Origin of the sequence: Candidatus Filomicrobium marinum, assembly GCF_000981545.1 — a bacterium.
Lineage (GTDB): Bacteria > Pseudomonadota > Alphaproteobacteria > Rhizobiales > Hyphomicrobiaceae > Filomicrobium > Filomicrobium insigne.
The window spans coordinates 345,534-371,361 of sequence record NZ_LN829119.1 but is presented as its reverse complement, the minus strand read 5'-3'; the positions used below and the strand labels follow the sequence as shown (position 1 = coordinate 371,361).

Here is a 25,828-nt window from a genome sequence, read left to right as displayed (position 1 = left end):
GACTCGCAGTCCACATGTGCCACGCTGCTAGCGATGCCATTCGCCACCGCTTCCATTAAATCATGCGCAAGCTACGCGGCTGGGCAGACTATCTGGTAAAGCAGTGTCCCTAACCCGGGCGGGCACTCCTGCCATCAGAGAGCTATGACCAGACCTCCTCACATCTACGATGCGATCATCCTCGGCGCAGGTGGCGCCGGTCTGATGTGTGCAGCCGTCGCCGGTCAACGGGGGCGCCGCGTCCTCTTGATCGACCACGCCGACCAGCCGGGCAAAAAGATCCTGATCTCCGGCGGTGGACGGTGCAATTTCACAAATCTGCACACCACGCCCAACTGCTATCTGTCCGCCAATCCGCATTTCGCGAAGTCCGCGCTTGGCCGCTACCAGCCGCAGGAATTCATCGCCCTCGTCAATCGCCACGGCATCGCGTGGCACGAGAAGACACTCGGGCAACTGTTCTGCGATGGCTCTGCGAAACAGATCGTCGCGATGCTCCTCGACGAATGCGCGAAGGGGGACGTCACCCTGCAACTGGGCCAGACGATCCGGGACGTCCGTCACGCGGACGGGCACTTCCATGTCAAAACCGACGAGCAGATCGCGGCGGCCCCAGCCCTGGTCATCGCCACAGGTGGACCGTCCATTCCCAAAATGGGCGCGACGGGTTTTGCCTACGACCTCGCCCGCCGGTTCGGCCTCAAGATCGTCCAACCGAAACCCGCTCTCGTCCCGTTGACGTTGCCCGCCGAGGAAAAGCTCTTCAGCACCTTGAGCGGCGTGTCTGCCGATGTCGTGGCGCGCTGCGGCAAGACGGCGTTTCGCGAAGCCTGCCTGTTCACGCACAAGGGCCTGTCTGGCCCCGCCATTCTCCAGATCTCGTCATACTGGACGCACGGGCAACCGATCGCGATCAACTTCCTGCCTGAAAGCCCAGCCGACTGGCTCGTGACCTTCAAGCGGCAAAAGCCGCGCGTCTCGCTGCGCACAGCATTGGCCTGCGTACTCCCCGACCGGTTGTCAGCGGTATTGGCGGACCGGCTCGCGTTGCCCGGCGAGCTGGCCAACTGTGCCGATCGCGCGTTGCGCGGTGTGGAGCAACAGCTCGCAGCATGGCCCTTCCAGCCCAACGGCACCGAGGGCTTTGCCAAAGCGGAAGTCACGGCGGGAGGCATAAGCACGGCCGCATTGTCCTCCCGAACCATGGAGGCAAAAGACGTGCCGGGCCTCTACGCCATCGGCGAAGCCGTTGACGTCACCGGCTGGCTCGGCGGCTACAATTTCCAATGGGCCTGGGCCAGCGGCTATGCGGCAGGTGAGGTTTTGTAGGACGCGCGGGAACACTCCTTCGCGAACAGGCCACCGCGATCGACGCACTGCAAGGACATCGCGAACCTGACGCAACTGCCCAAGACCGGAAGTGATCTCCGCGCGCACTGTAATTGGTCTAAGATCGGTCATGCCGTTCGGGAGAGAGCCCATGACCAATGCCCAGGAAAAGCACGTCACCCGTATCGCCGCGAGCAAAGGTTACCTTCTGGAAAAGGTCGGAAAGGGCCCGCACCACGGCCGCTTCGCCCTCGTGAACAAGAAAGAGGGGAACCGGGCGCATTCGGGCATCCCCGACGCCGAGTTTTCCTTTACGCTCCAGGAAGCGGAAGACTGGCTGGCCAAACATTGACGCTGAGTTTTCTTGGCAGCTGCCCGCAAGCCATTTTAAGGGAGCCTGCCGCGCGCCTATTCAATAGGCGAACGCTATGAGTTCGTCCGGCCCTGATGTCGGCTAGGTGGCGATTTCGACGCAAAGCCGAAGGGGGAAGGGTATGTCCGAATCCCTGAGATAGTCGGTCATCCCAATGCAACCGCGCATCCGACGCGAATGACCCAGAGCGGCCACTTCAAACTCGCGAAGTCAGTTTGCATTTTTACGGACGTTTATTTCTTTGCGGCCCTTGAGGGAACCTCGGGCTCAACCACAATATTCACATGCCGATAGGTGATGCCGCTTGTAGAGGTCTCGTCGGCGGGAATGCTGGTATGGGGAAGCGCTTTCTGAGAAACAACCACCAGGTATCGATAGCCGGTCAGCTCAAGGCCCGCGAGCGGCCCCACCTTATACAGATCGGCTTGGATTCGCGCTTCCTTGAACCGGGCAATCGCGTTCGCCGCGTCTGCCACTTTCCATTCCGTCAGTACTAACCCTTCTACGCTTCGGAATAGCAATGATTCATCGGGAGGCTCTGAAAAGACCAAGTCTGTCCGGGCCCCGATGGCATCCACCTTGAATGCGTAGATCCCTTGCGAAAGAAGGACCAGAGATCCAAGCCGCTCGCATGCCACCTCGCCACCCTTGTGCGCCTCTTTCCATCTCCTTTGCACGTCGCCATCGACGGCCAGTGTTCGCTGAAGCAGCAAGAATGCCCTTTCAGAGCGCGCTCTGATTTGCTCTTGGCGTCCATGTAGGATGTACGTGATTTCTGCCTCGACGGCAGCCAAGCCCACCAACGCACCTCTAGCGCCGCGTTGCGCGGTGGACGCGTCTTTTGCTGCCCTGGCAAGACGGCTGCCGAGAAAGCTGTCAATTCGGTTTGCGGCCTCCTTTGGGAGCGACCGGTCGAAGTCTCGACGGAAGGTCTCAAGAGCTATCACCGCGATTTCACATTGCTCGCGGAGATAATTTCCCGCGCCATAACTATCCTCGTTATGATAGCTCATGAAACGCGAATACAGCTCACCAGCTTCCTGCAAACCCTTGATGAGGCTTGAAACTGCAATCCATGCGTCTGTCTGTGGCATGTCTCGAGCGCCTGAGATGAAATCGCTGCTCGCAATCCTGTAAGCGTGTTTGGCACATGTCGCAATAACGACCCTTTGGATGGGGTAAGGGCCAGGAACGACGGCATACATGTTGTCGTGTCCGCTATTGGCCCTTCTCGGAAGTAACGGTGACGATGACGAACGACCGCATTGCCCATATAAGGTGAGTTTTAACCACGTGGCGGTGAGCTGAGAGCAGACTTAAAACTTCGATGGCAAGGTTCCTATTCCGCTAGGCGCACTAGAGGACTTATGACGAGGATCCAATGTTGTTTTGCCGAACGACTGCTTTTGCCGCTGTCTTTTGCCTCGTACATACCGCGCACGCCGCTGAGCCTCCCACTCTCACGCTGTTTGAGAACGTCCGTATCTTCGACGGCAAGAGCGATACGCTAAGCGGAACCATGAATGTTCTGATCCGCGGCAACACGATCGCGACCATCTCTAAAGACGCTATTCCGGTCGACGACAGCTCCCCGGCTCAGATCATAGCCGGAGATGGACGCACGCTCATGCCGGGTCTCATCGATGCGCATTGGCACGCGATGCTCGTGCGGCCGACACCGGCAGCGTTGCTCACGGACGACCTTGGCTATCTGAACTTGACCGCCGGGGCCGAGGCAACGGACACGTTAATGCGCGGCTTCACCACCGTTCGCGATGTAGGCGGACCGTCGTTTGGGCTCAAACGCGCCATCGACGAAAACATTGTCGTCGGGCCACGCATCTACCCGTCTGGCGCTATAATCACGGTTACCAGCGGTCACGGTGACTTCCGCCATTCACACGAAGTGCCCCGAACACTAGGTGACCCAGCGACGCGCCAAGAGCAGACGGGAGCGTCCATGATTGCGGACAGCCCGGATGAAGTCCGCGTGCGGGTACGCGAACAACTCATGTTAGGCGCGACACAGATCAAACTCACGGCGGGTGGCGGAGTGGCATCACCCAACAGCCCCCTTGATGCCTCTACTTTCACGGAAGCCGAATTGCGCGCAGCCGTCGAGGCGGCGGAAAATTGGGGGACTTACGTGACCGTGCACGCCTACACGTCGACTTCGATCCAGCGCGCTATCGCTGCCGGTGTAAAGTGCATCGAACACGGCCACCTTATGGATGAAGCGACTGCCAAGCTGATCGCCGAGCGAGGCATTTGGCTAAGCACCCAGGCGTTTCCGGACGAGATGGCCGATGCGTTTCCACCGGGTTCGCAAGAGCGGGCCAAGGCGTTCACTGTCTTCGCGGGCACGGACAAGACCATCGCACTCGCAAAAAAGTACAATCTGAAAACAGCGTTCGGCACCGACATCCTGTTCTCCCAGAAGTTGGCGCAGCGCCAAGGCGAATTGCTGGTCAAGTTCACACGCTGGTACAGCCCCGCTGAAACGCTCATAATGGCCACTGGAACCAACGCCGAACTGTTGGCGATGTCTGGAAAGCGCAACCCGTACCCAGGCAAGCTCGGCGTGGTCGAGGAAGGTGCTTTCGCTGACCTGCTACTGGTCGACGGTGATCCCATCGCCGACATCAGGTTGCTAGCGGATCCAGCCAAGAACCTTGTCGTCATTATGAAAGACGGGAAGATCTTCAAGAACGCTCTGCAAACGAAACAATAACCAACGTTCGCCTCTCCTCCCGGAAATACCGGCACCCAAGAAGAATGAGCGGAGATCGCTTACTGCCTTCCGCGTCCTACCCCCGCGCCTCGCGCCACGTAGACGGCGAATGCGCGAAGGCGCGCTTGAAGGCCCGGCTGAACGCTTCCTCGGACTCGTACCCGACGGAATGCGCGATTTGCGCGATCGACCGCTGGGATTCCCGCAATTGGATCTGCGCCGACTGCAACCGGCACGCCGTGCGGTATCGCATCGGGGGCATACCGACGAGCGCCGTGAAGCGCTCGAGGAACACACTTCGGGACATGCCGACCTCACGGGCAAGTTCGGTCGCCGTGGAAGGCCTGCTCAGATCGCAATGGATCATCGCCAGAGCCCGCCCAACCTGAGGGTCCCTGAGCCCTTTGAGCCACCCCGCTTCAAGATCGCCGCGCCCGTTCGCGTACTGGCGAACGGCCTCCACCAGGAGAACTTCGGACAAGCGCGCCATGACACTCGACGACGGCAATTGCCCATCGGAAAGTTCTTTGGCCGCGAATTTAACCGAAGCCTCAATCCACTCACGCGATGTTCCCTCGCGCATTTCCAGTTTTAAAACGCGCGGCAGCATCGACAGCAAGGGAGTGTGGGATTGCTCGCTGCCAAGAAAACCACAGACCATATGCGTCAACGCACCCGGGCCGCCATGGACAACCCGCGCCAGCCCGCCATCCGCCGAGGGCTGGACGAGACTGCGGGCGGGGATCGGGTTTAGCCCCGTTGCACTCGCCAGCGTATGCGTGTCGTTGCGGGGCAAGAGCACAATGTCCCCACCTCGAACCGACACAGGTGCTTCGCCCTCCACGTTCAGCACAAACTCGCCGTTGAGTACAACGTGATAGAAAATCAGCTGAGCGGGTTGGGTCAGTAAAGGCCGGCAATCCTCAGCCGTAAGCTGCGAGATGACACACCATGGCGCGGTCAGCCGGACGTCGAGAAAGACGCCGCCCGTCAAGCGCAGGGACCGCAACACGTCAGCTAAAGGGTCACTCATCACGCGCCCGCTCTTTCAATCGGACGAACGGTCAATTGATCCGGCGGAGCTGTCATTCGCTCAAGCGCCAAAAACCGATAGTGACACTGCCACCCTCGCAGGACTTAGGCAACTATCGGAGAACGACAATGAGCGATGTAAGCATGGCGACTAAGACGGCGATCCCGGCAACCAAATACGCACCAATGCCCGACTACACGGCGATCAAGGCGAAGCAGAATGCGGCCTGGGCGTCCGGTGATTATGCCTTGATCGGCACGACCCTGCAGATTGTGGGCGAGCAGCTTGCCGAAGCGATGGATCTGCAGCCGGGCTCTTCCGTGCTCGACGTTGCAGCTGGCAATGGCAATGCGACACTGGCCTTTGCTCGGCGGTGGTGTGACGTGACGTCGACGGACTACGTCGAGGACCTGCTCGCGCGCGGCCATCGCCGCGCCGATGCCGAAGGCCTTCCAGTAACATTCAGGATCGCAGACGCCGAGCAAATGCCATTTGAGCCAGCGTCATTTGATGCGGTCGTTTCCACCTTTGGCGTCATGTTTGCCCCCAACCAGGCCATGGCTGCAGAGGAGTTACTGCGAATGTGCCGCCCGGATGGAAAGATCGGCATGGCCAACTGGACGCCGGATGGTTTCATCGGCCAGATGTTCAAGACCATCGGAAAGCACATTGTGCCGCCTGCCGGCTTGCAGTCACCCGCCGTTTGGGGCGACTCCGCGTGGATCGAAGACACATTCACACGTCATCTCCGATCACTGGCCATCGAACAGCGCAACTTCATGTTCCGCTATCGCTCGCCGGAGCATTTCGTCGAAGTCTTTCGCACCTACTACGGTCCGGTCCACAAAGCATTCCTGGCACTAGATGCTGAAGGGCAAGCGGCGCTTGCGCAGGACCTGATGAGCCTGATCGCGCGCTTCAACACAGCAACCGACGGCTCAATGCGCGTGCCGTCCAGCTACTTGGAAATCGTCATGACAAAGAGCTGACCGCAAACAGCGCGCGAGTTGCGATTCCCTACTGCGCCGGGCCCTGCGCGACACTCGCCGGGTCCGCGCGGCGCGGTTTCAGATCGGGCGCCTCAGGCGCAGCCGGGTTGCGTTCAAGATCGCGGATAAGCTGTTTCATCTCATCGATCTCGCGCACCTGTGCCTCGATGATCCCATCCGCCAGTTTGCGGACGCGCGGGTCTTTGATATGCGCACGGCGGCTCGTGAGAATGGCAATCGAGTGATGCGGAATCATCGCTTCCATATAGCTGACGTCGTCGACAGTCTCCTGGCTGCGCACGAGCCAAAGCGATACGGCGAAAACGAGAATACTGCCGCCAATAATGCCCGTATTTATCCAGGAGTTCTTATACATCGCCCACATGAAGCCCATCATGATGATGGCCATCACGGCGCCCATGAGAAGCGCCATCCATGTGCGCGTTTGGCTGAACCAGATGTGGTCAATCGCGAAGGTATTGAGATACATCAGGCCGAACATCACGACCGTTGATGTGACAATCATCGCGCCAAATCGGGCATAGCTCATCGTTCGCTTCCTTCCATACGGGCCAACGCATGGAGGCACGAACGGTTTCCCCCCGGCAATTCAGTCGGAAGACCTACCCGGTTGAAAAACCACCGTCAGATTGTTCGCGGGCATCTCGAAAATCTCTTTCCTGACGAGCCCGGCGTCTTGCGCAACAGCCGTGACATCCGTCAGGTCACGCACGCCCCATTCGGGATTACGCGCCTTGAGAGTCTGATCGAACGTCGCGTTGCTTAGCGCCGTATGCTGACCGTCACGAGCATAGGGCCCATAGAGGATGAGAATGCCGTCAGACCGCAACAGCTTTCCCGCAGACGCCAGCACGGCAAGCGCCACGTCCCAGGGCGCGATGTGAATGACGTTGAAGCACAGGATCGCCGTCAGGCTTCCCGGCGCCACCGGGTTACCGCCCAACACCCAGGGCTGCCGTACATCGAGCTGAGTTGCCGGCATGACGTTGGTGATTTGCGCATGCCGACGCCACGCATCGACGCTCGCAACATGCCCCGCATTGGGATCGCTCGGCCAGAACACGAGGTCCGGCAAAGCCGCACCAAGGAACACGACATGCTGGCCGGTGCCGCTCCCGATCTCGACGACGTCTCCCGTCCGCCCAGCAAGGACCTCCATCAAGACATCTCGCAGTGGCTCGGCATTGCGGTGAAACGCCGGCGCATCAAGTCGCCCGTCACGACCCGCAGGCCCAACATCCTTGCTGAAATCAGAAACTGTCTTCAACGCGCTCTCCGCTCGTTTTCACTTTTGCGCCAAACCTATAGAAGCCGCGCCGCCCCGGCCAGTCACGCCAGAACACAAAAAGCCGACCGCTCCGACAGGAACGACCGGCTGGAAACACTGAGCGGGGCAGATCGGGGGAGGCCCGCCCCAATCGGGCCTCGTCAGTACTGCGGACTTGTCGCTTCGGCGTTGTAGGCCACCGTCATCTCGGGCCGCTGCTCTGACCGATGCTCCGCACGTTGATCGTACCCATGGCCGGGATCGTTGGCCGAGATCGGCTTCGGCGCAGCGTGCGCGGGGTCGAAATGACCGCGACCTGCCTGCTGCTCCGTAACCTCCCACTTGAGGCGGCCATCGTAATGCGTGCCCATCTCGATGCCGATGCCCTGATGCAGGATGTCGCCTTCGACATGGGCCGTTTTGTAGAGCATCACGCTCTTGCTATGGATCGAACCGAGCACACGCCCATGCACTTCCACTTCGTTGGCGACGATGCTGCCCGTCACCGCCCCGGCTTTTCCGACGATGACCTGATCGCCCCGCAAGTCACCTTCTACGGTGCCTTCAAGGCATATCGGCCGCTTCGCTGAGATGTTGCCGTTGATCACGATGTCTTCGGAAATGATCGTAACCGCTTCTTTGTTCGACCAGTCGGCCGAACCGTACTGCGACGGCGGCGGTTCTGACTGGGAACCGGAATACGCTGAAGCGCCACTCTGAGATGCGCCGGTCTGGGGCGTACCTTGATATGACGACTTGGCATCGTTAGCCGCACCGCTCTGCTGGCGGTCCGCCTTTAGTCCAAACATTTGCATCTTCCCCTACGCAACTGACTTGCCAAATGAACCAAAGTAAAGGCACCACCCTCCGGCATTCAGCACACCCGCAAATGGCGGCAGCATTTGGACCGATTGCGACGACTTAGGGGTCAAGCACACATATTTAAACGACGCGCGCCAGTCGCGATGGCGCATCAATAGGCATCAGTTCGACAGCAAGCCGGAAATGAGATCAGCTACAGTCTCGGGACTGCCGCTATAACCGCCGCCACCTTGCGCAACGGCAGGCGCTGACCGCCGAGACGGCGCACTCTGGGGAATTCTCTCACCCTCAAACACGCTTCCGTTGCCACCCATCGCACGCGCCGTGCGGCTGTCAAAACCATAAAGGTCCGGGAAGTAACGCACCTCCCCATTCTCTGACGCATAGGCCGTGAAGTAGGCTGTATGAACGGGGATCTTTTTCTCAAGTTCGACATAACCGTTCGCCGCCCCTGACCAACGCCGCCCGACTTCGTCCTCGGACCAGCCCTTGTCCTCGGCGAGTAGAACCTCCGCGAGACGCCGCGGATTGCGCACGCGCACGCAACCATGGCTCAGCGCGCGGGACGATTGCGCGAACAACTCGCGCTCCGGCGTGTCGTGCATGTAGACATCATGACGGTTCGGGAAACGGAATTTGACGCGTCCAAGAACGTTTGTCGGGCCGGGCGGCTGAATAAAGTCGTAGTTGACAATGTTAGCGCTGGTCCAATTGATCTGGCTCGCATCTACGGGGCGCCCCTGATAGCTCACGCTCAGATTATGCGCTGTGAGAATGCGCGTATCCGAGCCCCCAAAACCGAATAGCCCTGTCTTCTGCCGCAGATAGGGAAGGATCTCTGTACGCTTGATCCCGTTCGGCACGCCCCACGAAGGATGGAAGATGACGTACTTCATATCAGCGGAGAAAACCGGTGTTCGTGTATCGGTTTTGCCGACGATGATACGCTCGGAGAAAATCTCCGAACCGTTCTTGAAGACACGTGTCTGAAATTCCGGAACATTGTTGAGAACATGAAAGGCGCCGAGGTTGCGCGGCATCCACCGCCACCGCTCCATATTGACGATCAGGCGCTCCTCGGCCCGCGCCTTCGCCCGACCGGAGCGGTCGCTTTTATTCCCATTGAGCACCGCACGCGTTCCGCGGCCGACAAGGCCATCGGTACTCAGGTCATGCGCGCGCTGGAAGGCACGCACAGCCTCTTCCAACGGCTCATCGAATTTCTCTTCAGCACCCGGTTCCGCGGTAACCTCAAGTCGGCGACGCAACAGCGCGACATGCGGATGCTCCAGGCCCGGTCTCAGCAGCGGGCCATCCGGAAGCTTCACCTTTTCTGCTTCCGACAACTCCTTTTCAGCATCATCTTGCTCACCACGCAGCTTCAGAAGCGCCTGCCGCAGCATTTCAAACTGTGGATGCGGTGGATGCTGCTCGCGCAAGTAGCGCGCACCGTCTGATGCCGCCGCAATTTCGGACAAGACAACTGCGGGTTCCTTGAGTTCCGGATCTTGATCGATCTGCGAACTGACCCGCGACGGCGTTACGCGACCGCCCCGTGCATAGTTCACATATTTCAGAACCGCCAATCCAAGCTTGATCTCCGCTTCGGCCTGTCCCCCGACACCAGATTGAACAAGGTTGGAGGGCGGCAGCGAGAAATCTTCAGCCTCAAGCCCCCAGTCGGCGGCGTGCGCGATCTCGGCCATCACGGCCTTCGCCTTTGATGTGAAGCCAGACCCGTCCACCCAAAGTGCGCGCCCATCCCGGGCAGCATAAAATGCAACGAGAGCAGCTATATCCTCTCGGTTCTTTGCTCCGCCATCACTATCGTCCGAAAGAAACTGGCGCACTGCCGCAACCAACGGATCAACCGGAACATTCTCCGGTGCGGCCCCAGCAGCTGACCTTTGAGCATCAGCGTCTTCCGTCGGCTTTTCCGCCTGCGTTGTTTCAGTGGCGGGAGCCTCAGAACCCTTAACGGCAGCGTTCGCGTTTTCCGGAGCTGAAGCACCCTTCGCTTCGGCGGTGTGAGCCGACGTTTCTTTCGCAACGGTATCTTCGGTCTGTGAAGAAGGAGCGGGCCGAGCCGCCTCAGTGGACGTTGCGCCCTTTTTTTCATCCTGAGAGGCTGCGTCGGTGGCAGTTTCAGACGACGTCGCGTCCGTCACCTTTTCGCTTGGCTGGGGATTATTCTCGACTTGTGCAGATCGCTCAGCCGTATCTTCGGACGCCCCCTTTTCGGCATCCGCTTTCGCAGCAGGCACGCTCTCGTTCGCTGTAGAAGGCGCTGCGATCTCACTTCTTTCCTGCGCTGAGACGGACGGCACTCCTGGGAGCACAAGGGCCAACCCGATAGCCCCCGACAATGCCCAAGGTTTCAAGATCGACATTCCTGTAACCCTCCAGGCGCAAATACCTTTGCACCATGCACGCCACCCCTTTGGATGAGAGAGGCTACATCCCTTGGCGTGCGATAATAGGGCGAACGGAAATTTTCGCGCCCCGACCCGAAGCGTCAGACAAACATCTTTACAGATCACGGAAAAGAGGCGAGCCGATCACATCTCAGCTAGGAGAGCCTTGCAAAGGTCTGCGCATAAACGGCCGCGCCCAGCGCAACGTCCGATGGCAAAAGGAACAATGCCATAAAATACGGACCAGAGTAGACGCATGGAGACTGAGCAGCGAGATCCGTGGAAAACCCGAACCGCCGATAAAACGCTGGCTCACCCAATACGAAAACCAAGCCATATGAATCTTGCGCGCGGATAAACGCCGACCCTACGCCACGCGCTTGCGTACTCAGACAAAACCACGATTGGTCCAAGTTCAAGAGCGCCGAACGGCGACCGTGCGTGTATCAGCGCAACAATCCCGGCTTCATCCGAACGAACGAAAAAGCAGAAGAGTGTCTAGTCGATACCGAGGCGCTTCTTGAGAATCTCGTTGACCGCTTGAGGGTTGGCTTTGCCACCAGAAGCTTTCATCACCTGACCGACAAACCATCCGATCATCGTCGGCTTGGCTTTGACTTTCTCTACCTGGTCTGGGTTAGCCGCAATCACCTCATCCACCGCCTTCTCGATAGCGCTGGTGTCGGTCACCTGCTTCATGCCGCGTGCTTCAACGATCTCCGCCGGATCACCACCCTCGCTCCAGACAATTTCGAACAAATCCTTCGCGATCTTGCCCGAGATGGCCTGCGATCCGATGAGCTTCGCAATCCCGGCGAGCTGAGCCGCCGAAATCGGCGAATCCTCGATCGCAGTTCCTTCCTTGTTCAAGCGGCCGAAGAGTTCGTTGATAACCCAGTTGGCAGCAAGCTTGCCGTCACGTGCGGGATCATCCAGAGCAGCGATGACAGCCTCGAAATAGTCCGCCGATGACCGCTCCGCGACGAGCACGCCGGCATCGTAGGCCGACAGCCCGTATTCCTTTATGAAACGTGCGCGCTTTTCGTCCGGTAGTTCCGGCAGTCCCTTCGCCAACTCATCGACATAAGCCTGATCGAACTCGAGCGGGAGCAAATCGGGATCAGGAAAATAGCGATAATCGTGCGCTTCTTCTTTCGAGCGCATCGATCGCGTTTGCCCGGACTTAGGGTCGAACAGGCGCGTTTCCTGATCGATCGTGCCGCCGTCTTCAATGATGTCAATCTGACGTCGGGCTTCAACCTCGATGGCTTGCCCGATGAAACGAATGGAATTCACGTTCTTAATCTCGCAGCGCGTGCCAAGCTCGCCACCCGGCTTGCGTACCGAAACGTTCACGTCCGCGCGCAGATTGCCCTTTTCCATATCTCCGTCACAGGTACCGAGATAGCGCAGGATCGTGCGCAGCTTAGTGACATAAGCCTGCGCCTCTTTCGACGAACGCATATCCGGCCGCGAGACAATCTCCATCAACGCCACGCCAGACCGATTGAGATCGACATAGGAATATTCGGGATGCTGGTCGTGGATGGATTTTCCCGCATCCTGCTCCAGGTGAAGCCGTTCGATACCGACGCGCTTCGGACCACCATCCGTATCGATTTCAATCTCACCTTCACCGACGATTGGCGATTTGAACTGGGAGATCTGATAGCCTTGCGGCAAATCTGGATAAAAGTAGTTCTTCCGGTCAAAAACTGACCTCAGGTTGATTTGGGCCTTCAACCCCAGTCCCGTTCGGATCGCCTGCGCGACGCATTCCTCATTGATCACCGGCAGCATTCCAGGCATCGCGGCATCAACGAGCGACACATGCGCGTTTGGCGCGCCGCCAAACTCAGTCGAGGCGCCTGAAAACAACTTGGCGTGCGAGTTCACCTGCGCGTGCACTTCCAGACCGATGATGACTTCCCAATCGCCGGTCGCTCCCTGGATCAGATTAGGGTTCGCAGCCTCAGCGGCCTTCGCTTCCACGTTCATCCTCGCCTTGTCCTTCATATGCACTTAAAGCTCACGCGCACGGCCAGGACTAAAATAATGTCCGAGCCACTGGGCCGTCGCACTCAAGTCGCGTGATTGTCATGCTTTCGCAGCCACCGATACCCAATCCAGGCCCAGACGAGCCCCAGTATAAATTGAGTAACGAAAACACCGGCTTCACCACCAATCCCGCGCGCAGGAAGCAAGCCGACAAACGCCAACACCCATACAAATAGGGAGCCCGCACACGCCGATGCAAACGCCGCAACGACAAGCTTCTGCCACTGATCCGCAGCACGCCCCATCAAGACCGCTACCGCGATAGCAACAGGGTTGAGCAGCCCAATGAGAACGACAGAAACAGGGTCAAAAGGTTGAAGTTCGATCATCCCGCTACTTGCTCTTGTCCGCATCATTGCAATTGCCGGATTGGCGCAACTGTTCTTCCTCGTATTGTATGAACCAGCCGATCATCTGCCGCCACAGCGCTTCCGCCAACTCCGGCGGCAAATGGCGCTCGTCAGCGCGCGCTTTGACCTTGTCGATAACCTGCTGAATACGCCACGGAACCGTTGCTTCCGACGGGTTTTTCTTGAGCTGCCACGCTCGGTCGACATAACCGAACCGCTCCGCAATGAGATCGACGAGCGCACGATCTATCCGGTCTATTTCGTCCCGCACATGAGACATGTCGGTACAGTCGGCCGGAGATCTCGGACTCATTATTTACCTCCTTGCGACGCGCGGCCGCTCTTCGCGCCGTGAGCGCCTTAGCCTCGCCACCAGTGCGAGGGAACCACAATTCGCCCGGCCGCGTCCTCGATCACCTGACCGGTGCGGAGAAGCGTTTCCTCATCAAAAGGCTTCCCGATCAACTGCAGGCCCAACGGAGGACCTTCCGTGGAAAGCCCCGCTGGGACCGACAGTCCCGGCAGGCCCGCCATATTGACCGTAACAGTGAATATGTCCTCAAGGTACATGGCAAGCGGATCACCCGACTTCTCGCCGAAAGCAAAAGCGGGAGACGGTGTCGTCGGCGTCAGAACAACATCGACCTTATCCCACGCCTCGTCGAAATCCCGCTTTATCAGCGTGCGCACTTTCTGTGCCTTCAAGTAGTAGGCATCATAATAGCCCGCCGAAAGCACATACGTTCCAATGAGAACGCGCCGCTTCACTTCCCGGCCGAAGCCGGCCGCGCGCGTTTGCTCGTAGGTATCGATGAGATCGCTGCCCGTCTGCCGCATGCCGTAGCGGACACCATCATAACGCGCGAGGTTCGAAGACGCTTCGGCTGGCGCAACAATGTAATAGGCTGGCAACGCATATTTCGTATGCGGGAGTGAAATCTCATGGACCGAAGCGCCGGCATCCTTGAGCCAAGTGATGCCCTGCTCCCAGAGCTTATCGATTTCGGCCGACATCCCGGCGACGCGATATTCCTTCGGCACGCCGACGCGCAAGCCCTTGATGCCGTTACGCAGTGATGCCCGGTAGTCCGGAACGGGCGCATCGACGCTGGTCGAATCCTTAGGATCCTGCCCCGCCATCACTTGCAGCATGAGCGCAGCATCTTCCACCGACTTCGTGATGGGACCAGCCTGATCGAGTGAGGAAGCAAACGCCACAATCCCCCAGCGCGAACAGCGTCCGTACGTTGGCTTCAAACCAACTGTGCCCGTTAAAGCGGCGGGTTGCCGGATCGAGCCCCCGGTATCTGTCGCCGTCGCTGCAAGGCAAAGATCGGCTGCGACCGCCGCTGATGAACCGCCCGATGAACCACCCGGCACCAACTTGGCATCGGAACCGGTCCGCCGCCATGGATTGACGACGGGTCCAAACGCGCTGGTCTCGTTCGACGAGCCCATAGCGAATTCGTCATTGTTCAGCTTACCAAGCATGACGGCACCCGCATCCCAAAGGTTCTGCGTGACCGTCGATTCATAGGTTGGCTTGAAATCATCGAGGATTTTCGAGCAGGCCGTCGTCCGCACGCCCTTTGTGCAGAACAGATCCTTGATGCCGAGCGGCAAACCTTCCAGCGTCCGGGCTTCGCCTTTCGCGATGCGCGCATCTGCTGCGCGCGCTTGCTCAAGAGCAATCTCTGGCGTCGGCAACACGTAGGCGTTGATCGCACCGTTGCCGGCGTCAATCTCTTCACAGAATGCTTTCGTGAGTTCCTCGGCTGAGAACTCTTTCTTCTGCAGCCCCTCGCGTGCAGCTGCCAACGTCAATTTAGTCAGGTCGCTCACGAACTCTCCCCGCACTGCCTGTCTTGGCGCGCCTCATGTTATTCCGGCCCCGACATCGCCGGACCGCAGATCAATAGGGTTGCACAGACGACAGCCGGGACACGGTGCGCCTGCGCGCCTTGATTACTCCACCACTTTCGGAACGACGAAATAATCGTCCTCACTGAGCGGCGCATTAGCAACGATCTCATCGGCTTTTTCGCCATCCGTTACGACGTCCGAACGCTTCTTCAGCGATATCGGCACAACGCGGGTCATCGGCTCGACGCCGTCCGTATTGACCTCGGAAAGCTGCTCGACCCAGTCGAGAATCCCGCTGAGCTCGGCTTCGAGACCCTTGGCCTCTTCGTCCGTAATCTTGATGCGCGCGAGCCGCGCGATGCGTCGCACAGTCGCCTCGTCGACTTGCATCGTCCCTCACTTCTGCTAACCGAAAGACCGTAAGAATTGCGTTTGAATAGCCGCGAAGACAGTTCCACGCAACTGCGTCCCGACGCACCAATACAGCACTGGCAGCCCCACTGGTGAATTGAGGCCCTTAGGAACCCGTTCCCCTCAACTTCGAAAGGAGCGGCATAAATACGTCAGAACTGTCGTCTGTCCAGGGCGCTAACCCCGCGCCTTTGGGGTCACGAGCCCCAGGGAGAGTACGAAAGGTATCCAGCCGATATTGGTTCTTAGCGAAAACCGCAACCGTCGAATTCGTCTGATCATACGTGCCGTTTGCATCAAAATCTTCGATGATAAGAGCTTTGAGCTCCGGCACCCTGGCCATCGTCGCGGCAATCACCCCCTCAAGATCAAGATAACGGTTCGAAATATGAAGCAAGGCAACGCCATCGGGCGCGATCTTGTCTGCATAAAGCTTTAACGCCTCGGCCGTCATCAGATGCACCGGGACCGCGTCCGACGTGAACGCGTCAATGATTAGCAGGTCGAAATAACCGGCATTCTCCCGCGAAAGTGTCAATCGGGCATCCCCGAGCACAAAATCAGGCTGCGGCTGACAATTCCCGATGTAGGTGAAATAGCCTGAGTAAGCGGCGATCTTGACCATCAACGGATCGATTTCGAAGAACCGCCAACGTTCCCCTGGCTTGGACAGACACGCGAGAGACCCTGCGCCGAGCCCTACAACGCCATAACGCCCGCGTCGCACCTGCTGAAACAGCGTTGTCCGGACACTAGCGACAACACGCGCCATCGGGCTTTCAGGATAATAATATGTCCCGGGCACCGTGACGTCGATCTTAGGCTCATCAGCTTTCTGCAGACGCTGCGCCCCGTGCAGCGTCGTTCCGTGCGTCAGGACGTTGTGACCGCCATCGGTCGATTGCGACACCCGGTAAACGCCAAAGTAACTGCGTTGCGCATTCCCGCTCATCACACCGGAAGGCAATAAGGAGACGGCCGCCCATATTACGAGAGCGCTCGCCAGTTGAGCCAACGGCATCCGCCAGGTCGCGACCACAACCACCACAAATATGGCAACGATAAGCGGCGTAAGCCCCCACCCCCAAGCCGGAACCCCGAACTGGTTCAAGAGCGGCCCCCAGAAAATCGCGGCGGCCCCAGCCGTCACAATGAGAAGTGCGAGCGCCAGATCGTTGCGCGAGAACCGCCACCCGACAAACACGGGCCGACACGCAACAGAAAGCGCCAGCAACAGCGGATACTCGAAAACCTCGGAAAAGATCGTCGGGGCGATGAGGGCTGCAAACAATCCTCCGAGCGCGCCACCCAGAGACATCAAAAGATAGAACTCGGTCAGAAAGCGCGGAGCAGGCCGGCTTTCATAAAGCGTGCGATGCGCCATCAGCCCGATCATCACAAACGCCGCAAAACCGAACGAACTGGAGACGAACCAGTTGTCGTGCTCGCTCTGGGACAATTGAAGCAGCGCGAGAACCACGGCCGCCAAATGCAGCACGGCTATCCCGCGGACCACAGTTGCGGGCAATCTGCGAAAAACAACGACAAAAGTGAGCAGGTAAAGTGCCAGCGGCACCACCCACAACAAAGGAGCCGAAGCAATGTCGGTCGACAGATGCGTCGTAAACGCAGTTAGCAGCCCGGCGGGAACGAAGGCGAGTGCGATCCATCCAAACCGTTGCCGCCATGTCGGTCGCCCAAGCACATCCCCAAAGTCATCGTTTGCGATGCCAACAGGCGGAACAATCACTGTGGTTTTGAACCACCCCGCCGATGCCATACAGCCGAGGAGCAAAAATCCTAGAAGACCGAAACCAATCGACCAATAAACGCTAAGCGCACTGACACCCGCGACCGGTTCAAACAAAAACGGGTACCCCATCAGCGCAAGAAAGCTGCCGAAGTTCGACGCCGCATAAAGAAAATAAGGGTCTGCGCTTCGCGCATGACCTGTGCCGGCAAACCAAGCCTGGAGCAGCGGTGCGTTCGCGGCAACAGTTAGAAACGGAACGCCTATTGCAACAGCATAAAGTCCCAACTGCCAAAGATAGGGCCAATCCAGCGGCGGCTCCTGCCAGCTGTCCGGCACAGCAATCGGCAAAAAGAATACAGCAACAACCAAGACGCCAACATGCACGAAACTACCCGTACGCAACGGGAAGAGCCGGGTGAGAAGGTGAGCGTACGCGTAGCCCGCAAGCAATGCAGACTGGAAAAACACCAGAGCAACGGCCCAGACGGACGGTGAACCGCCGAGGATCGGCAGCACCATCTTCGTGAACATTGGCTGGATCAGGAACAGAAGAAACGCTGACACGAAGGATGTCAGCGTAAAGAGCACGAGCAGGCTCCTCCCCCCGGCCTCATCTCGCGTTGGCGTGACCGTGGGTTCAATTCTGTTCATACGCAATGAAACACCTTGCCAAACGTACGTAGGGGGATAGTTCGGTTCATCCACTCAGCGTTTGCAACGCTGAGCCATTCCCTCACACGTCCATGACTTCACCAACCTTGGGAACGACGACTTCTTCCTTGTCCATTTCGTCAACGAACGCGTCAGCCGTCTGGTCGATGATGGGGAACGTCCCGTAATGGCAAGGCACGACGAGATCAAAATCGAAGAAGCGCTTACACGCCATAGACGCCGTTCTGGCACCCATCGTGAAACGATCGCCGATCGGAACCAAGCCGACTTCTGGTTCATAGATATCGTCGAGCAGCTCCATGTCAGAAAAGATGTCGGTATCACCCATGTGAAGAATGACGGGGTCTTCAGGCGGCGTGATAACAAAACCGTTCGCCGAACCCAGCGGGAAATTCACGTCCAGCTCAACAAGCCCGGCGGAGTGATCCGCGCGCACAAGGCTGGCCTTGAAGTCTCCAAGATCAATCGTCCCGCCGGTATTCATAGGCTCGAACTTGTCGAGACCCTGCTTGGTGAGCCACATGCACAAATCATAATTCGTAACAACAGTCGCGCCCGTCGCCTTCGCAATGGCCACCGTATCGCCGACGTGATCGCCGTGCCCGTGTGTCACCAAGATATGCGTGACACCATCCTGCACTGCGTCCTGCGAAATGCCGCTCGCTTCAAAAGTCGCGTTCCCGGTTAGGAACGGGTCCAGAAGGATAACGCTCGACCCGGTTTCGACGCGGAAACAGGAGTGGCCGTACCAGATGATCTTCATGGTGGTCCCTTATATGATTTGTCCGCACGCGTGCGACACGTAAGCCTTATGCGCGACGAGGAGTGAAATAAAGCCCCGCTCTGCGGCGCGCCGGAGTATAGCCACCTGCCACAACACAACAATGGGCGAACCAAACACAATGCCGGATCCTGTTGAGATGCCCGCAACTTCCCCTGATCGGGGAGCAACGCTTGATGACCCGGATCGTTTCAAGTCCCTGTTGCCCGCGACCGCCCGACTTATCGGGATTGACGCCGGTACCAAAACGCTGGGATTGGCGCTGTCTGATCTGACGCGCATGATCGCTTCGCCCCTCGAAACCATCCGTCGAACCAAATTCAAACAGGATGCTGCCCGGCTACTCGCGCTCATAAACGAGCACAAAGTCGCCGGACTGGTCCTGGGCCTGCCAGCGAACCTCGACGGAAGCGAAGGCCCGAGGGCCCAATCGACACGGCAGTTAGCGAAAAACCTGAATGCTCTATCACCCCTACCCATCCTGCTATGGGATGAGCGGCTCACGACTGCAGCGGCAGAACGCATGCTGATCGGAGCCGACACAAGCCGTAAACGCCGTGCTGAGGTCATCGATAAGCTGGCAGCAACACTTATTCTCCAAGGCGCCCTCGACCGCATGCGTTAAGCCGCCTGACTTTCGGGCTCAGCCGGGAAAAACTGCTCACCTTTTGTTCAAGACGGACAATACCACCGTTCCGCCTCTCACAAGTCGCATCGCCGCCAAAATACGTGCGGAAACTCTTCATGCCGACATGGAAATCAGACAACTGCACCGCCATGTTGTTATGATAGCCTTGCAACCTCCGGCACGAAGAAGTCGATGGGACAAAGCTCCAAGGTTTCACCTGGCACTCCTCCCCAGGAGCGCCGCCCAAAGGTTAGCCTCTCGAAGCAGGACGAGCGGCTCATCTGTCGCTTTGAACTATCCGCGCGACGCGAACTTCGTCGCCTCATCCGTACATCACCGCGCTTTACCGAGTTGGCCGAAGTTTTTCCCGGTGCGGCATATGTGTTAGCCACCCGCCAAGGTGAAAAAGATCAGCGACGGAAAGCAGCCAAGCTCGTGCGGGATGGCGCCAAACTAAAGACGATCGCCCACACGCTAGAACTTCCTCTATGGCTTCGCCGCCTCCCTCCATCAGCCTTTAATGGCCCACTGCCGCCGCTTCCTGACAGCGAAACCTTTGCCCGCCGAGTAGCGGCACGCTTGCCTGCCGAAAGCGCGGATGCGACCTTCTGGCTAGCGAGTGTTGCCTTCGCCGCGGCAGCGGTTCACGAGGATTTTGCGCTCTGGCTGGTCGAGCAATCTATCTGCTCGCAAGACGCTAAGCCCGAACGCCTCTTCGCCGTTCTCGCCGCATATGCATGGTATTCTGGCGCGCTGCTGACACCCGCCCACGATTTGATCGTCGTGCCTTGGCGGCCCGAAATTGCGTTTGATACTGCTCTTTGCGCCGCCAAGAGTTGGCTGAACCGGCTTCGTCTCGTCATGCAGCTTGAGCCGGGAACGATTGCCGATAGCTGGCTCCGGCCGGGCGAAGCGATGGGCCTAACCTTTGTCCCCCTCATCGAACAATCTGAGATCCTGGAGGAAGCCCAAGCGATGCAGAACTGCGCTGATCAATATGCCGATCGGTTGGCGCGGGAAAAATGTCGCTTATTCTCCATCCGCCGAGGAGCGTCTCGCCTTGCGACCCTGGAAATCGGCCCACATCCGCGCGAAACCGGTGTCCTGGCCATCACGCAGCTGAAGGCGCGGCACAATATGCCGGCTTCCGTCGAAATCTGGCAGGCAGCCCACGCGTGGCTGGCAACTCAGCCGGGCCTAAAACGGTTGCCACCCATGGTCGCACCAGAACGCGCACTCAATTCCAAAGTCTGGACTGATCTGATGGAGCCTTACAGACAGCGGAAAAACGGCGCTGACTGGCTACCGTCCATACCGACGCAAGTGGCCTTCGCACGGCTGGATTCCGACATGACGGACCTCGCTCGTCGCGCAGGTGTAACATCTTGGTTATTCACATAAACTGTGTGTTACTGGGGAACACAACGACAACTTTCAAGCTCATGACGAAGATTTGTTGTCGCAGCCACTTTAATTTCCGAGGCATACGGCCAATTTATGCTGATCGGACGGGCGCATGCAGCCTAACCAATGGTTAGCTCTCAGCATCGCGAACAAGAGCGATCCGCGCACCGAAAGAAGGGTTGGAGCCATTGGCATCGAGCAACCCTGGTAGAGAACCCAAGATCTCTTAATCGGAACTTTGGCACATGAAAGCACGCACCAATATCGAAGGTGGCAACTCTTCGGCACTTCATCTCCTGCATCGCGCGGGCCAATGCGCCGACGAGTTATTCGCTCTGAACATCGGCGAAAGCGAACTTACGCCTCGCCAGTTCGAAGTCCTACGCGCTGTGGCATCCCACGCGGAGCCAAGCCAGACGGTACTTGTCGAACATACGGGTATCGATCGTTCGACACTGGCTGACATCGTTAGACGGCTCGTCGCACGCGGCCTGCTTGTGCGGAAACGCACCCGCCACGATGCACGGATGTACGCCGTTCGCCTCACTCCTGCTGGCGAAAATGCCCTGAAGAACGCGCAGCCAGCCGTTCATTCGACGAACGATGCGATCCTGCAGGCACTCCCCAATGCTGAGCGCAAGGAGTTCTTGAACGCGCTCAACAGGATCATCGAGCTGGTGAGCGGAGCAACACACCCTCGACCGGCGAAATAAATACGCCTCGTGGCTGCAGACGACTTATCGCCCTCGCAACACTTTGGCGTTCCTGCGGGAACGCCTTAGCGGGTGGGGGATGCGCGTCGCAGGATCGCTGCCGTATCAGCCCAATCCAGCTCCTGCCCATAGGTCTGGCGTGTCACGCTGCCCATGCGCGTTGCAATAAATCCATCAGAAACGGCCGCCGGTGTATGGGCCCGCAGAATGGTGCCGGCGGCGAGCACCGCGAGTCCTTCAACAAGGCTGCGCGCACGCAAATCCAATCGCCGCGGTTCGCAAAGGATCGCAGCAATACGAGCGTGAGCAGCCTCAAGGTACGCGTCATCCCCGACCGCCTTACCCAACTCCTCCATGACAATTTCAGCAGCCTCAGGCTCCCGCTGCAGAATGTGGAGAACTTCGAGTGCAAGTTCGTTTCCGGTCCCTTCCCAAAGAGAAAGAGCCACCACATCCCGGTAGATGCGCGCCAACGGCAATTCCTCGACGTAGGCGTTACCTCCAACGCATTCGATCGTTTCGGCAAGAATGGCGGGGGCTATTTTACAGACCCAATATTTGGTCACCGGCGTCATAAGCCGCCGCCAGGCAGCCGCTCGCGAATCCTCCGCACGGTCAAATGAGCGCGCCAACCGAAGTGCCAGTGCCAGCGCGGCTTCGACATCGAGAGCCAGATCAGCAAGCACCTGGCTCATCAACGGATGCTCGATCAGAAGCTTGCCCGAAACAACGCGATTTTCAGCATGATGAATGGCCTGAGCGAGAGCGCGGCGCATAGCGCCCGCAGACACAACCGAGAGATCAAGACGCAACTGCATTTGCGTCTCGGAAAGCACTGTTTCTCCTTCACCTTCCTCGCCTATCAGCCACCCATCACTTTCGATGAGCTCCACTTCAGCGCAGGCTGACGCGCGAACACCAAGCGTGTCCTTGAGCCGCTGCAGATGGATGCCATTGGCTTCCCCATCATCTCGAAAACGTGGAACCAGGAAACAACTCAATCCTCCTGGGGCCTGGGCCAGCATCAGGAAGGCGTCGGACATCGGAGCCGACAAGAACCATTTATGGCCGTTGAGGATATAGCGACGCCCATCAGGCTCTCCCGCCGGCTCCGCACGCGTTACCGTTGCCGAACGATCGGCTCCGGCATTTTTCTCCTGATTGCTGACGCCAATCAGAACGGCGCGCTTATCCACCAAGGCGGCAGCGCGCGCGTCGTACCCGTGGGAAACAAGCTTTGATAGCCATGGCGCCAATTCTGGCTGCATGGCTATCGTTGGCGCCGCTGCATGGGTCATGCAGAGGGGCAGGCAATGGCCCACATTCACTTGGCTAGCAAGGTAAAGCCCTGCCGCACGCGCCACCTGCCGCCCCTGAGCAGGAGCGGTATCACCCCCCTCTGCCCAGACCTCGCATTGGAGCCGCTCGCCGCAGCTCATCTCCAGCAGCTCATGATACGCGGGATGATGCTCGACCCGGTCGATCCGACGACCCTGAGCGTCAAAGATGCGCAGCCTCGGCGGATAATCTTCCGCCGTGCGTGCACGCTCCATCACGTCAGCACTGCCGCACACAAGACCGAATGCCACAAGGGACTTTTGCGCGTGGCCGCCACCCTCGCGGGTAAGCGCCTCCTGCAACGCAGCATCGCTTGAAAACAGATTGATATCCTCAAAGGGAGGCACTAAGCCGCCCCCCTCAACGCTCACCGGAGATTTTGTCATGGAACCCACAGTCTCGCGTGATTCGTCTTGAGCTTCTTGCCTATTTGTGTCAACGCGACGGGAACTTGAGCCAAACCGGTGAGATTGACCACAGCCAATTGACCATACTGGCAAGACGCCAGTTGCCGAGGCGTGGGACTCCACCTATTAGAACAACTTTGATGACCGATACCGCGCTCCAACAGTCTTTTGAATTTAAGCACCGCAATCTCCTCTCCTGTGAGGAGTTGTCGGCACCTGAAATAAATTTCCTGCTCGATCTGGCTGATGATGCCGCCGATCGCAACCGGAAGATTAATAAAAAGCGCGATGTCCTTAGCGGACGCACACTTATCAACCTCTTCTTTGAGGCCTCCACCCGCACGCAAGCGTCTTTCGAATTAGCCGCCAAGCGCCTGAGCGCGGACGTCATGAACATGACTGTCTCATCGTCCTCAGTGCAAAAGGGTGAGACGCTCATCGACACGGCGGTGACACTCAATGCCATGCGCCCCGACATCATTGTCGTGCGCCACCATGCTGCAGGCGCAGTCGAACTTCTATCACAAAAGGTGGACTGCTCGGTCATCAATGCTGGCGACGGCGCCCATCAGCATCCGACGCAAGCCCTCCTCGACGCCCTGACCATTCGCCGGGCCAAAGGACGCATAAGCGGACTGACCGTCGCGATTTGCGGAGATATCCTGCATTCGCGCGTCGCACGCTCCAACATCAACGTTCTGAATGCTCTTGGCGCCAACGTCCGCGTCATCGCGCCATCCACCTTGCTGCCGTCCGCACCAGAGCGGTTCGGTGCGGAAGTTTACACAGACATGTGGAAGGGCATCACGGACGCTGATGTCGTCATGATGTTGCGTCTGCAGATCGAACGCATGCAAGGCTCCCACATCCCTTCGACCCGCGAATTCTTCCACTTCTTCGGCCTCGATCAGGAAAAGCTCGCACGAGCCAAGCCCGACGCCCTTGTCATGCATCCTGGTCCGATGAACCGCGGTGTCGAGATTGCTTCAACGGTCGCCGACCACTCCCGAAGCGTCATCCGCGAACAAGTGGAGATGGGTGTCGCAGTACGCATGGCGGTTTTGGAAGCTTTGGCGCGCAACTTGCCGCAGGCCTGAGCCCATTTAAGAAGGCAGGCAGTGAAATGAGCCTGATCGCAATGAACACAAAGACTGAGCAGTCCAAAACATCCACCGGCAAGCGGCAGGTCTTTATCAACGCCCGTATCATCGACCCGGCATCGGGTCGCGACGAACCCGGTGGCCTACTCGTCGAAGGCACCACAATCGCCGATCTGGGGCCTCATCTGCGGCGCAACGCACCAGAAGGCGCTACCGTCATTGACTGTCAGGGCAACATCCTTTGCCCCGGCCTCATCGACTGCCAGGTTTTCACCGGAGAACCCGGAGCCGAACATCGCGAAACCCTCAAAACCGCAAGCCTCGCTGCGGCTGCCGGTGGCGTGACGACAATCGTCGTGATGCCGGACACTAGCCCGGTCATCGATCAGGTCGCACTTGTTGACTTTATTCAAAGGCGAGCGCGCGATAACGCCAAGGTACACGTTCACACCATGGCCGCGATGACCAGAGGTCTCGCCGGCACCGAAATGACTGAAATCGGCTTACTAAAGCGAGCTGGTGCCATCGCATTCACCAACGGCAAATCGACCATCGCGAATACCGCCGTGATGCGGAACGTCCTGAATTATTCGAAGGACTTTGGCGCTCTTATTGTCCACCACTGCGAAGACCCGCACCTATCAAATGATGGCGCGATGAACTCCGGCGAAGTTGCAGCACGGTTGGGCCTTCCAGGCGTATCCAGCGTAGCTGAGACAATCGTCATTGACCGCGATGTACGGCTCGTTGAGCTGACGGGCGGGCGCTACCACGCCGCCACGATCTCCTGCGAGGCGAGCCTCAACGTCATTCGCGCCGCCAAAACACGAAACCTGCCCGTGACCTGTGGCGTCTCCATCAACCATCTAACGCTCAACGAAAACGATATCGGCCCCTATCGAACGTTCTTTAAGGTGCGCCCGCCGCTGCGTCGTGAGGAAGATCGCGTCGCCATGGTCCGCGGGATCAACAACGGTGACATCGATATCATCGTTTCAAGCCATGACCCGCAGGACGCGGACGTGAAGCGACGCCCGTTCGCCGAAGCCGCCGATGGCGCTGTCGGACTTGAGACGATGCTTCCGGCTGCACTGCGCTTATATCACTCGGGTGATCTGTCGCTGCTCACGCTCCTGCGCGCTATGACGATCAATCCCGCGAAGTTGCTGGGCATCGGAGCCGGACGTCTTCAGAAAGGCGCCGTCGCCGACCTCATCGTATTCGATCCATCCGAGCCATGGGTTGTAAATAAAGACGTGCTCAGATCACGCTCCAAAAACTCCCCCTTCGACGAAGCCCGCCTGCAGGGCCGTGTGCTGCGAACGATGGTTGCGGGCGAGACGGTCTATCAAGTACCTTAAAAGCCAAATA

Annotated in this window: 23 protein-coding genes; 9 read left to right on the top strand and 14 right to left on the bottom strand. The window is 58.5% G+C overall.

The features are described 5' to 3' along the window. The first annotated feature begins 144 nt into the window (after window positions 1–144). Window positions 145–1,329: an NAD(P)/FAD-dependent oxidoreductase gene (locus YBN1229_RS01735; protein ID WP_046475984.1), complete on the top strand. Its 1,185-nt coding sequence runs from the start codon at window positions 145–147 to the stop codon at window positions 1,327–1,329. Window positions 1,330–1,480: 151 nt separating this feature from the next. Continuing rightward, complete coding sequence (locus YBN1229_RS01730) at window positions 1,481–1,681, top strand: hypothetical protein (protein ID WP_046475980.1); 201 nt, start codon at window positions 1,481–1,483, stop codon at window positions 1,679–1,681. Between the two features lie 254 nt (window positions 1,682–1,935). Here the strand turns inward: YBN1229_RS01730 and YBN1229_RS01725 are convergent, their stop codons facing one another. Then, window positions 1,936–2,796 carry a hypothetical protein gene (locus tag YBN1229_RS01725; RefSeq protein ID WP_152024934.1) on the bottom strand — a complete coding sequence of 287 codons (861 nt, stop codon included), beginning with the start codon at window positions 2,794–2,796 and terminating at the stop codon, window positions 1,936–1,938. Window positions 2,797–3,083: 287 nt separating this feature from the next. Between YBN1229_RS01725 and YBN1229_RS01720 the strand changes: the two genes are divergently transcribed. Beyond that, window positions 3,084–4,433: a metal-dependent hydrolase family protein gene (locus YBN1229_RS01720; protein ID WP_046475975.1), complete on the top strand. Its 1,350-nt coding sequence runs from the start codon at window positions 3,084–3,086 to the stop codon at window positions 4,431–4,433. A 76-nt stretch (window positions 4,434–4,509) separates the two neighbouring features. Here YBN1229_RS01720 and YBN1229_RS01715 read toward each other — a convergent pair whose 3' ends face one another. Further along, window positions 4,510–5,466 (bottom strand): AraC family transcriptional regulator, encoded by a 957-nt coding sequence (locus YBN1229_RS01715; protein ID WP_046475970.1) that lies wholly within the window; start codon window positions 5,464–5,466, stop codon window positions 4,510–4,512. A gap of 128 nt (window positions 5,467–5,594) precedes the next feature. On the opposite strand from YBN1229_RS01715, the gene YBN1229_RS01710 reads away from it, so the two are divergent. After that, complete coding sequence (locus tag YBN1229_RS01710; protein ID WP_432264125.1) at window positions 5,595–6,455, top strand: class I SAM-dependent methyltransferase; 861 nt, start codon at window positions 5,595–5,597, stop codon at window positions 6,453–6,455. A 28-nt stretch (window positions 6,456–6,483) separates the two neighbouring features. Here YBN1229_RS01710 and YBN1229_RS01705 read toward each other — a convergent pair whose 3' ends face one another. From YBN1229_RS01705 to YBN1229_RS01650, 11 genes are all read right to left on the bottom strand, one after another. Further along, window positions 6,484–7,005: a DUF305 domain-containing protein gene (locus YBN1229_RS01705; protein WP_046475967.1), complete on the bottom strand. Its 522-nt coding sequence runs from the start codon at window positions 7,003–7,005 to the stop codon at window positions 6,484–6,486. A gap of 60 nt (window positions 7,006–7,065) precedes the next feature. Continuing rightward, window positions 7,066–7,743 carry a DUF938 domain-containing protein gene (locus tag YBN1229_RS01700; RefSeq protein ID WP_046475964.1) on the bottom strand — a complete coding sequence of 226 codons (678 nt, stop codon included), beginning with the start codon at window positions 7,741–7,743 and terminating at the stop codon, window positions 7,066–7,068. Between the two features lie 161 nt (window positions 7,744–7,904). After that, window positions 7,905–8,552 (bottom strand): bactofilin family protein, encoded by a 648-nt coding sequence (locus tag YBN1229_RS01695; RefSeq protein ID WP_052743607.1) that lies wholly within the window; start codon window positions 8,550–8,552, stop codon window positions 7,905–7,907. 174 nt (window positions 8,553–8,726) lie between these two features. Continuing rightward, window positions 8,727–10,955 (bottom strand): L,D-transpeptidase family protein, encoded by a 2,229-nt coding sequence (locus YBN1229_RS01690; protein ID WP_052743606.1) that lies wholly within the window; start codon window positions 10,953–10,955, stop codon window positions 8,727–8,729. Window positions 10,956–11,477: 522 nt separating this feature from the next. Further along, on the bottom strand, window positions 11,478–12,977 hold the full coding sequence (gene gatB / locus YBN1229_RS01680) for an Asp-tRNA(Asn)/Glu-tRNA(Gln) amidotransferase subunit GatB (protein ID WP_046475960.1): 1,500 nt from the start codon (window positions 12,975–12,977) through the stop codon (window positions 11,478–11,480). A gap of 83 nt (window positions 12,978–13,060) precedes the next feature. Continuing rightward, the gene (locus YBN1229_RS01675; protein WP_046475958.1) at window positions 13,061–13,366 is read right to left on the bottom strand and encodes a hypothetical protein; all 306 of its coding nucleotides are present in this window, start codon (window positions 13,364–13,366) and stop codon (window positions 13,061–13,063) included. 4 nt (window positions 13,367–13,370) lie between these two features. Further along, window positions 13,371–13,700, bottom strand: coding sequence for a chorismate mutase (locus YBN1229_RS01670; protein WP_046475955.1), 330 nt, complete (start codon window positions 13,698–13,700; stop codon window positions 13,371–13,373). Window positions 13,701–13,747: 47 nt separating this feature from the next. After that, window positions 13,748–15,229 (bottom strand): Asp-tRNA(Asn)/Glu-tRNA(Gln) amidotransferase subunit GatA, encoded by a 1,482-nt coding sequence (gene gatA / locus YBN1229_RS01665; protein WP_046479805.1) that lies wholly within the window; start codon window positions 15,227–15,229, stop codon window positions 13,748–13,750. Window positions 15,230–15,352: 123 nt separating this feature from the next. After that, window positions 15,353–15,640 (bottom strand): Asp-tRNA(Asn)/Glu-tRNA(Gln) amidotransferase subunit GatC, encoded by a 288-nt coding sequence (gene gatC, locus YBN1229_RS01660; RefSeq protein WP_046475951.1) that lies wholly within the window; start codon window positions 15,638–15,640, stop codon window positions 15,353–15,355. A 127-nt stretch (window positions 15,641–15,767) separates the two neighbouring features. Then, window positions 15,768–18,065, bottom strand: coding sequence for a spermidine synthase (locus YBN1229_RS01655; protein ID WP_046475948.1), 2,298 nt, complete (start codon window positions 18,063–18,065; stop codon window positions 15,768–15,770). Window positions 18,066–18,147: 82 nt separating this feature from the next. Then, the gene (locus tag YBN1229_RS01650) at window positions 18,148–18,849 is read right to left on the bottom strand and encodes a metal-dependent hydrolase (RefSeq protein ID WP_046475944.1); all 702 of its coding nucleotides are present in this window, start codon (window positions 18,847–18,849) and stop codon (window positions 18,148–18,150) included. Between the two features lie 157 nt (window positions 18,850–19,006). On the opposite strand from YBN1229_RS01650, the gene ruvX reads away from it, so the two are divergent. From ruvX to YBN1229_RS01635, 3 genes are all read left to right on the top strand, one after another. After that, the gene (gene ruvX, locus YBN1229_RS01645; protein ID WP_152024933.1) at window positions 19,007–19,492 is read left to right on the top strand and encodes a Holliday junction resolvase RuvX; all 486 of its coding nucleotides are present in this window, start codon (window positions 19,007–19,009) and stop codon (window positions 19,490–19,492) included. A gap of 195 nt (window positions 19,493–19,687) precedes the next feature. Further along, window positions 19,688–20,896 carry a PcfJ domain-containing protein gene (locus YBN1229_RS01640; protein ID WP_046475940.1) on the top strand — a complete coding sequence of 403 codons (1,209 nt, stop codon included), beginning with the start codon at window positions 19,688–19,690 and terminating at the stop codon, window positions 20,894–20,896. 248 nt (window positions 20,897–21,144) lie between these two features. Next, the gene (locus YBN1229_RS01635; RefSeq protein WP_046475935.1) at window positions 21,145–21,612 is read left to right on the top strand and encodes a MarR family winged helix-turn-helix transcriptional regulator; all 468 of its coding nucleotides are present in this window, start codon (window positions 21,145–21,147) and stop codon (window positions 21,610–21,612) included. 65 nt (window positions 21,613–21,677) lie between these two features. Here YBN1229_RS01635 and YBN1229_RS01630 read toward each other — a convergent pair whose 3' ends face one another. Beyond that, a complete protein-coding gene (locus YBN1229_RS01630) occupies window positions 21,678–23,336 on the bottom strand; it encodes an acyl-CoA dehydrogenase family protein (protein ID WP_046475930.1) in 1,659 nt (552 codons plus the stop codon). Window positions 23,337–23,497: 161 nt separating this feature from the next. Here YBN1229_RS01630 and YBN1229_RS01625 point away from each other — a divergent pair, with 161 nt between their 5' ends. Further along, the gene (locus tag YBN1229_RS01625; protein ID WP_046475926.1) at window positions 23,498–24,454 is read left to right on the top strand and encodes an aspartate carbamoyltransferase catalytic subunit; all 957 of its coding nucleotides are present in this window, start codon (window positions 23,498–23,500) and stop codon (window positions 24,452–24,454) included. 41 nt (window positions 24,455–24,495) lie between these two features. Continuing rightward, window positions 24,496–25,818, top strand: coding sequence for a dihydroorotase (locus tag YBN1229_RS01620; RefSeq protein WP_046479803.1), 1,323 nt, complete (start codon window positions 24,496–24,498; stop codon window positions 25,816–25,818). The last annotated feature ends 10 nt before the right edge of the window (window positions 25,819–25,828 follow it).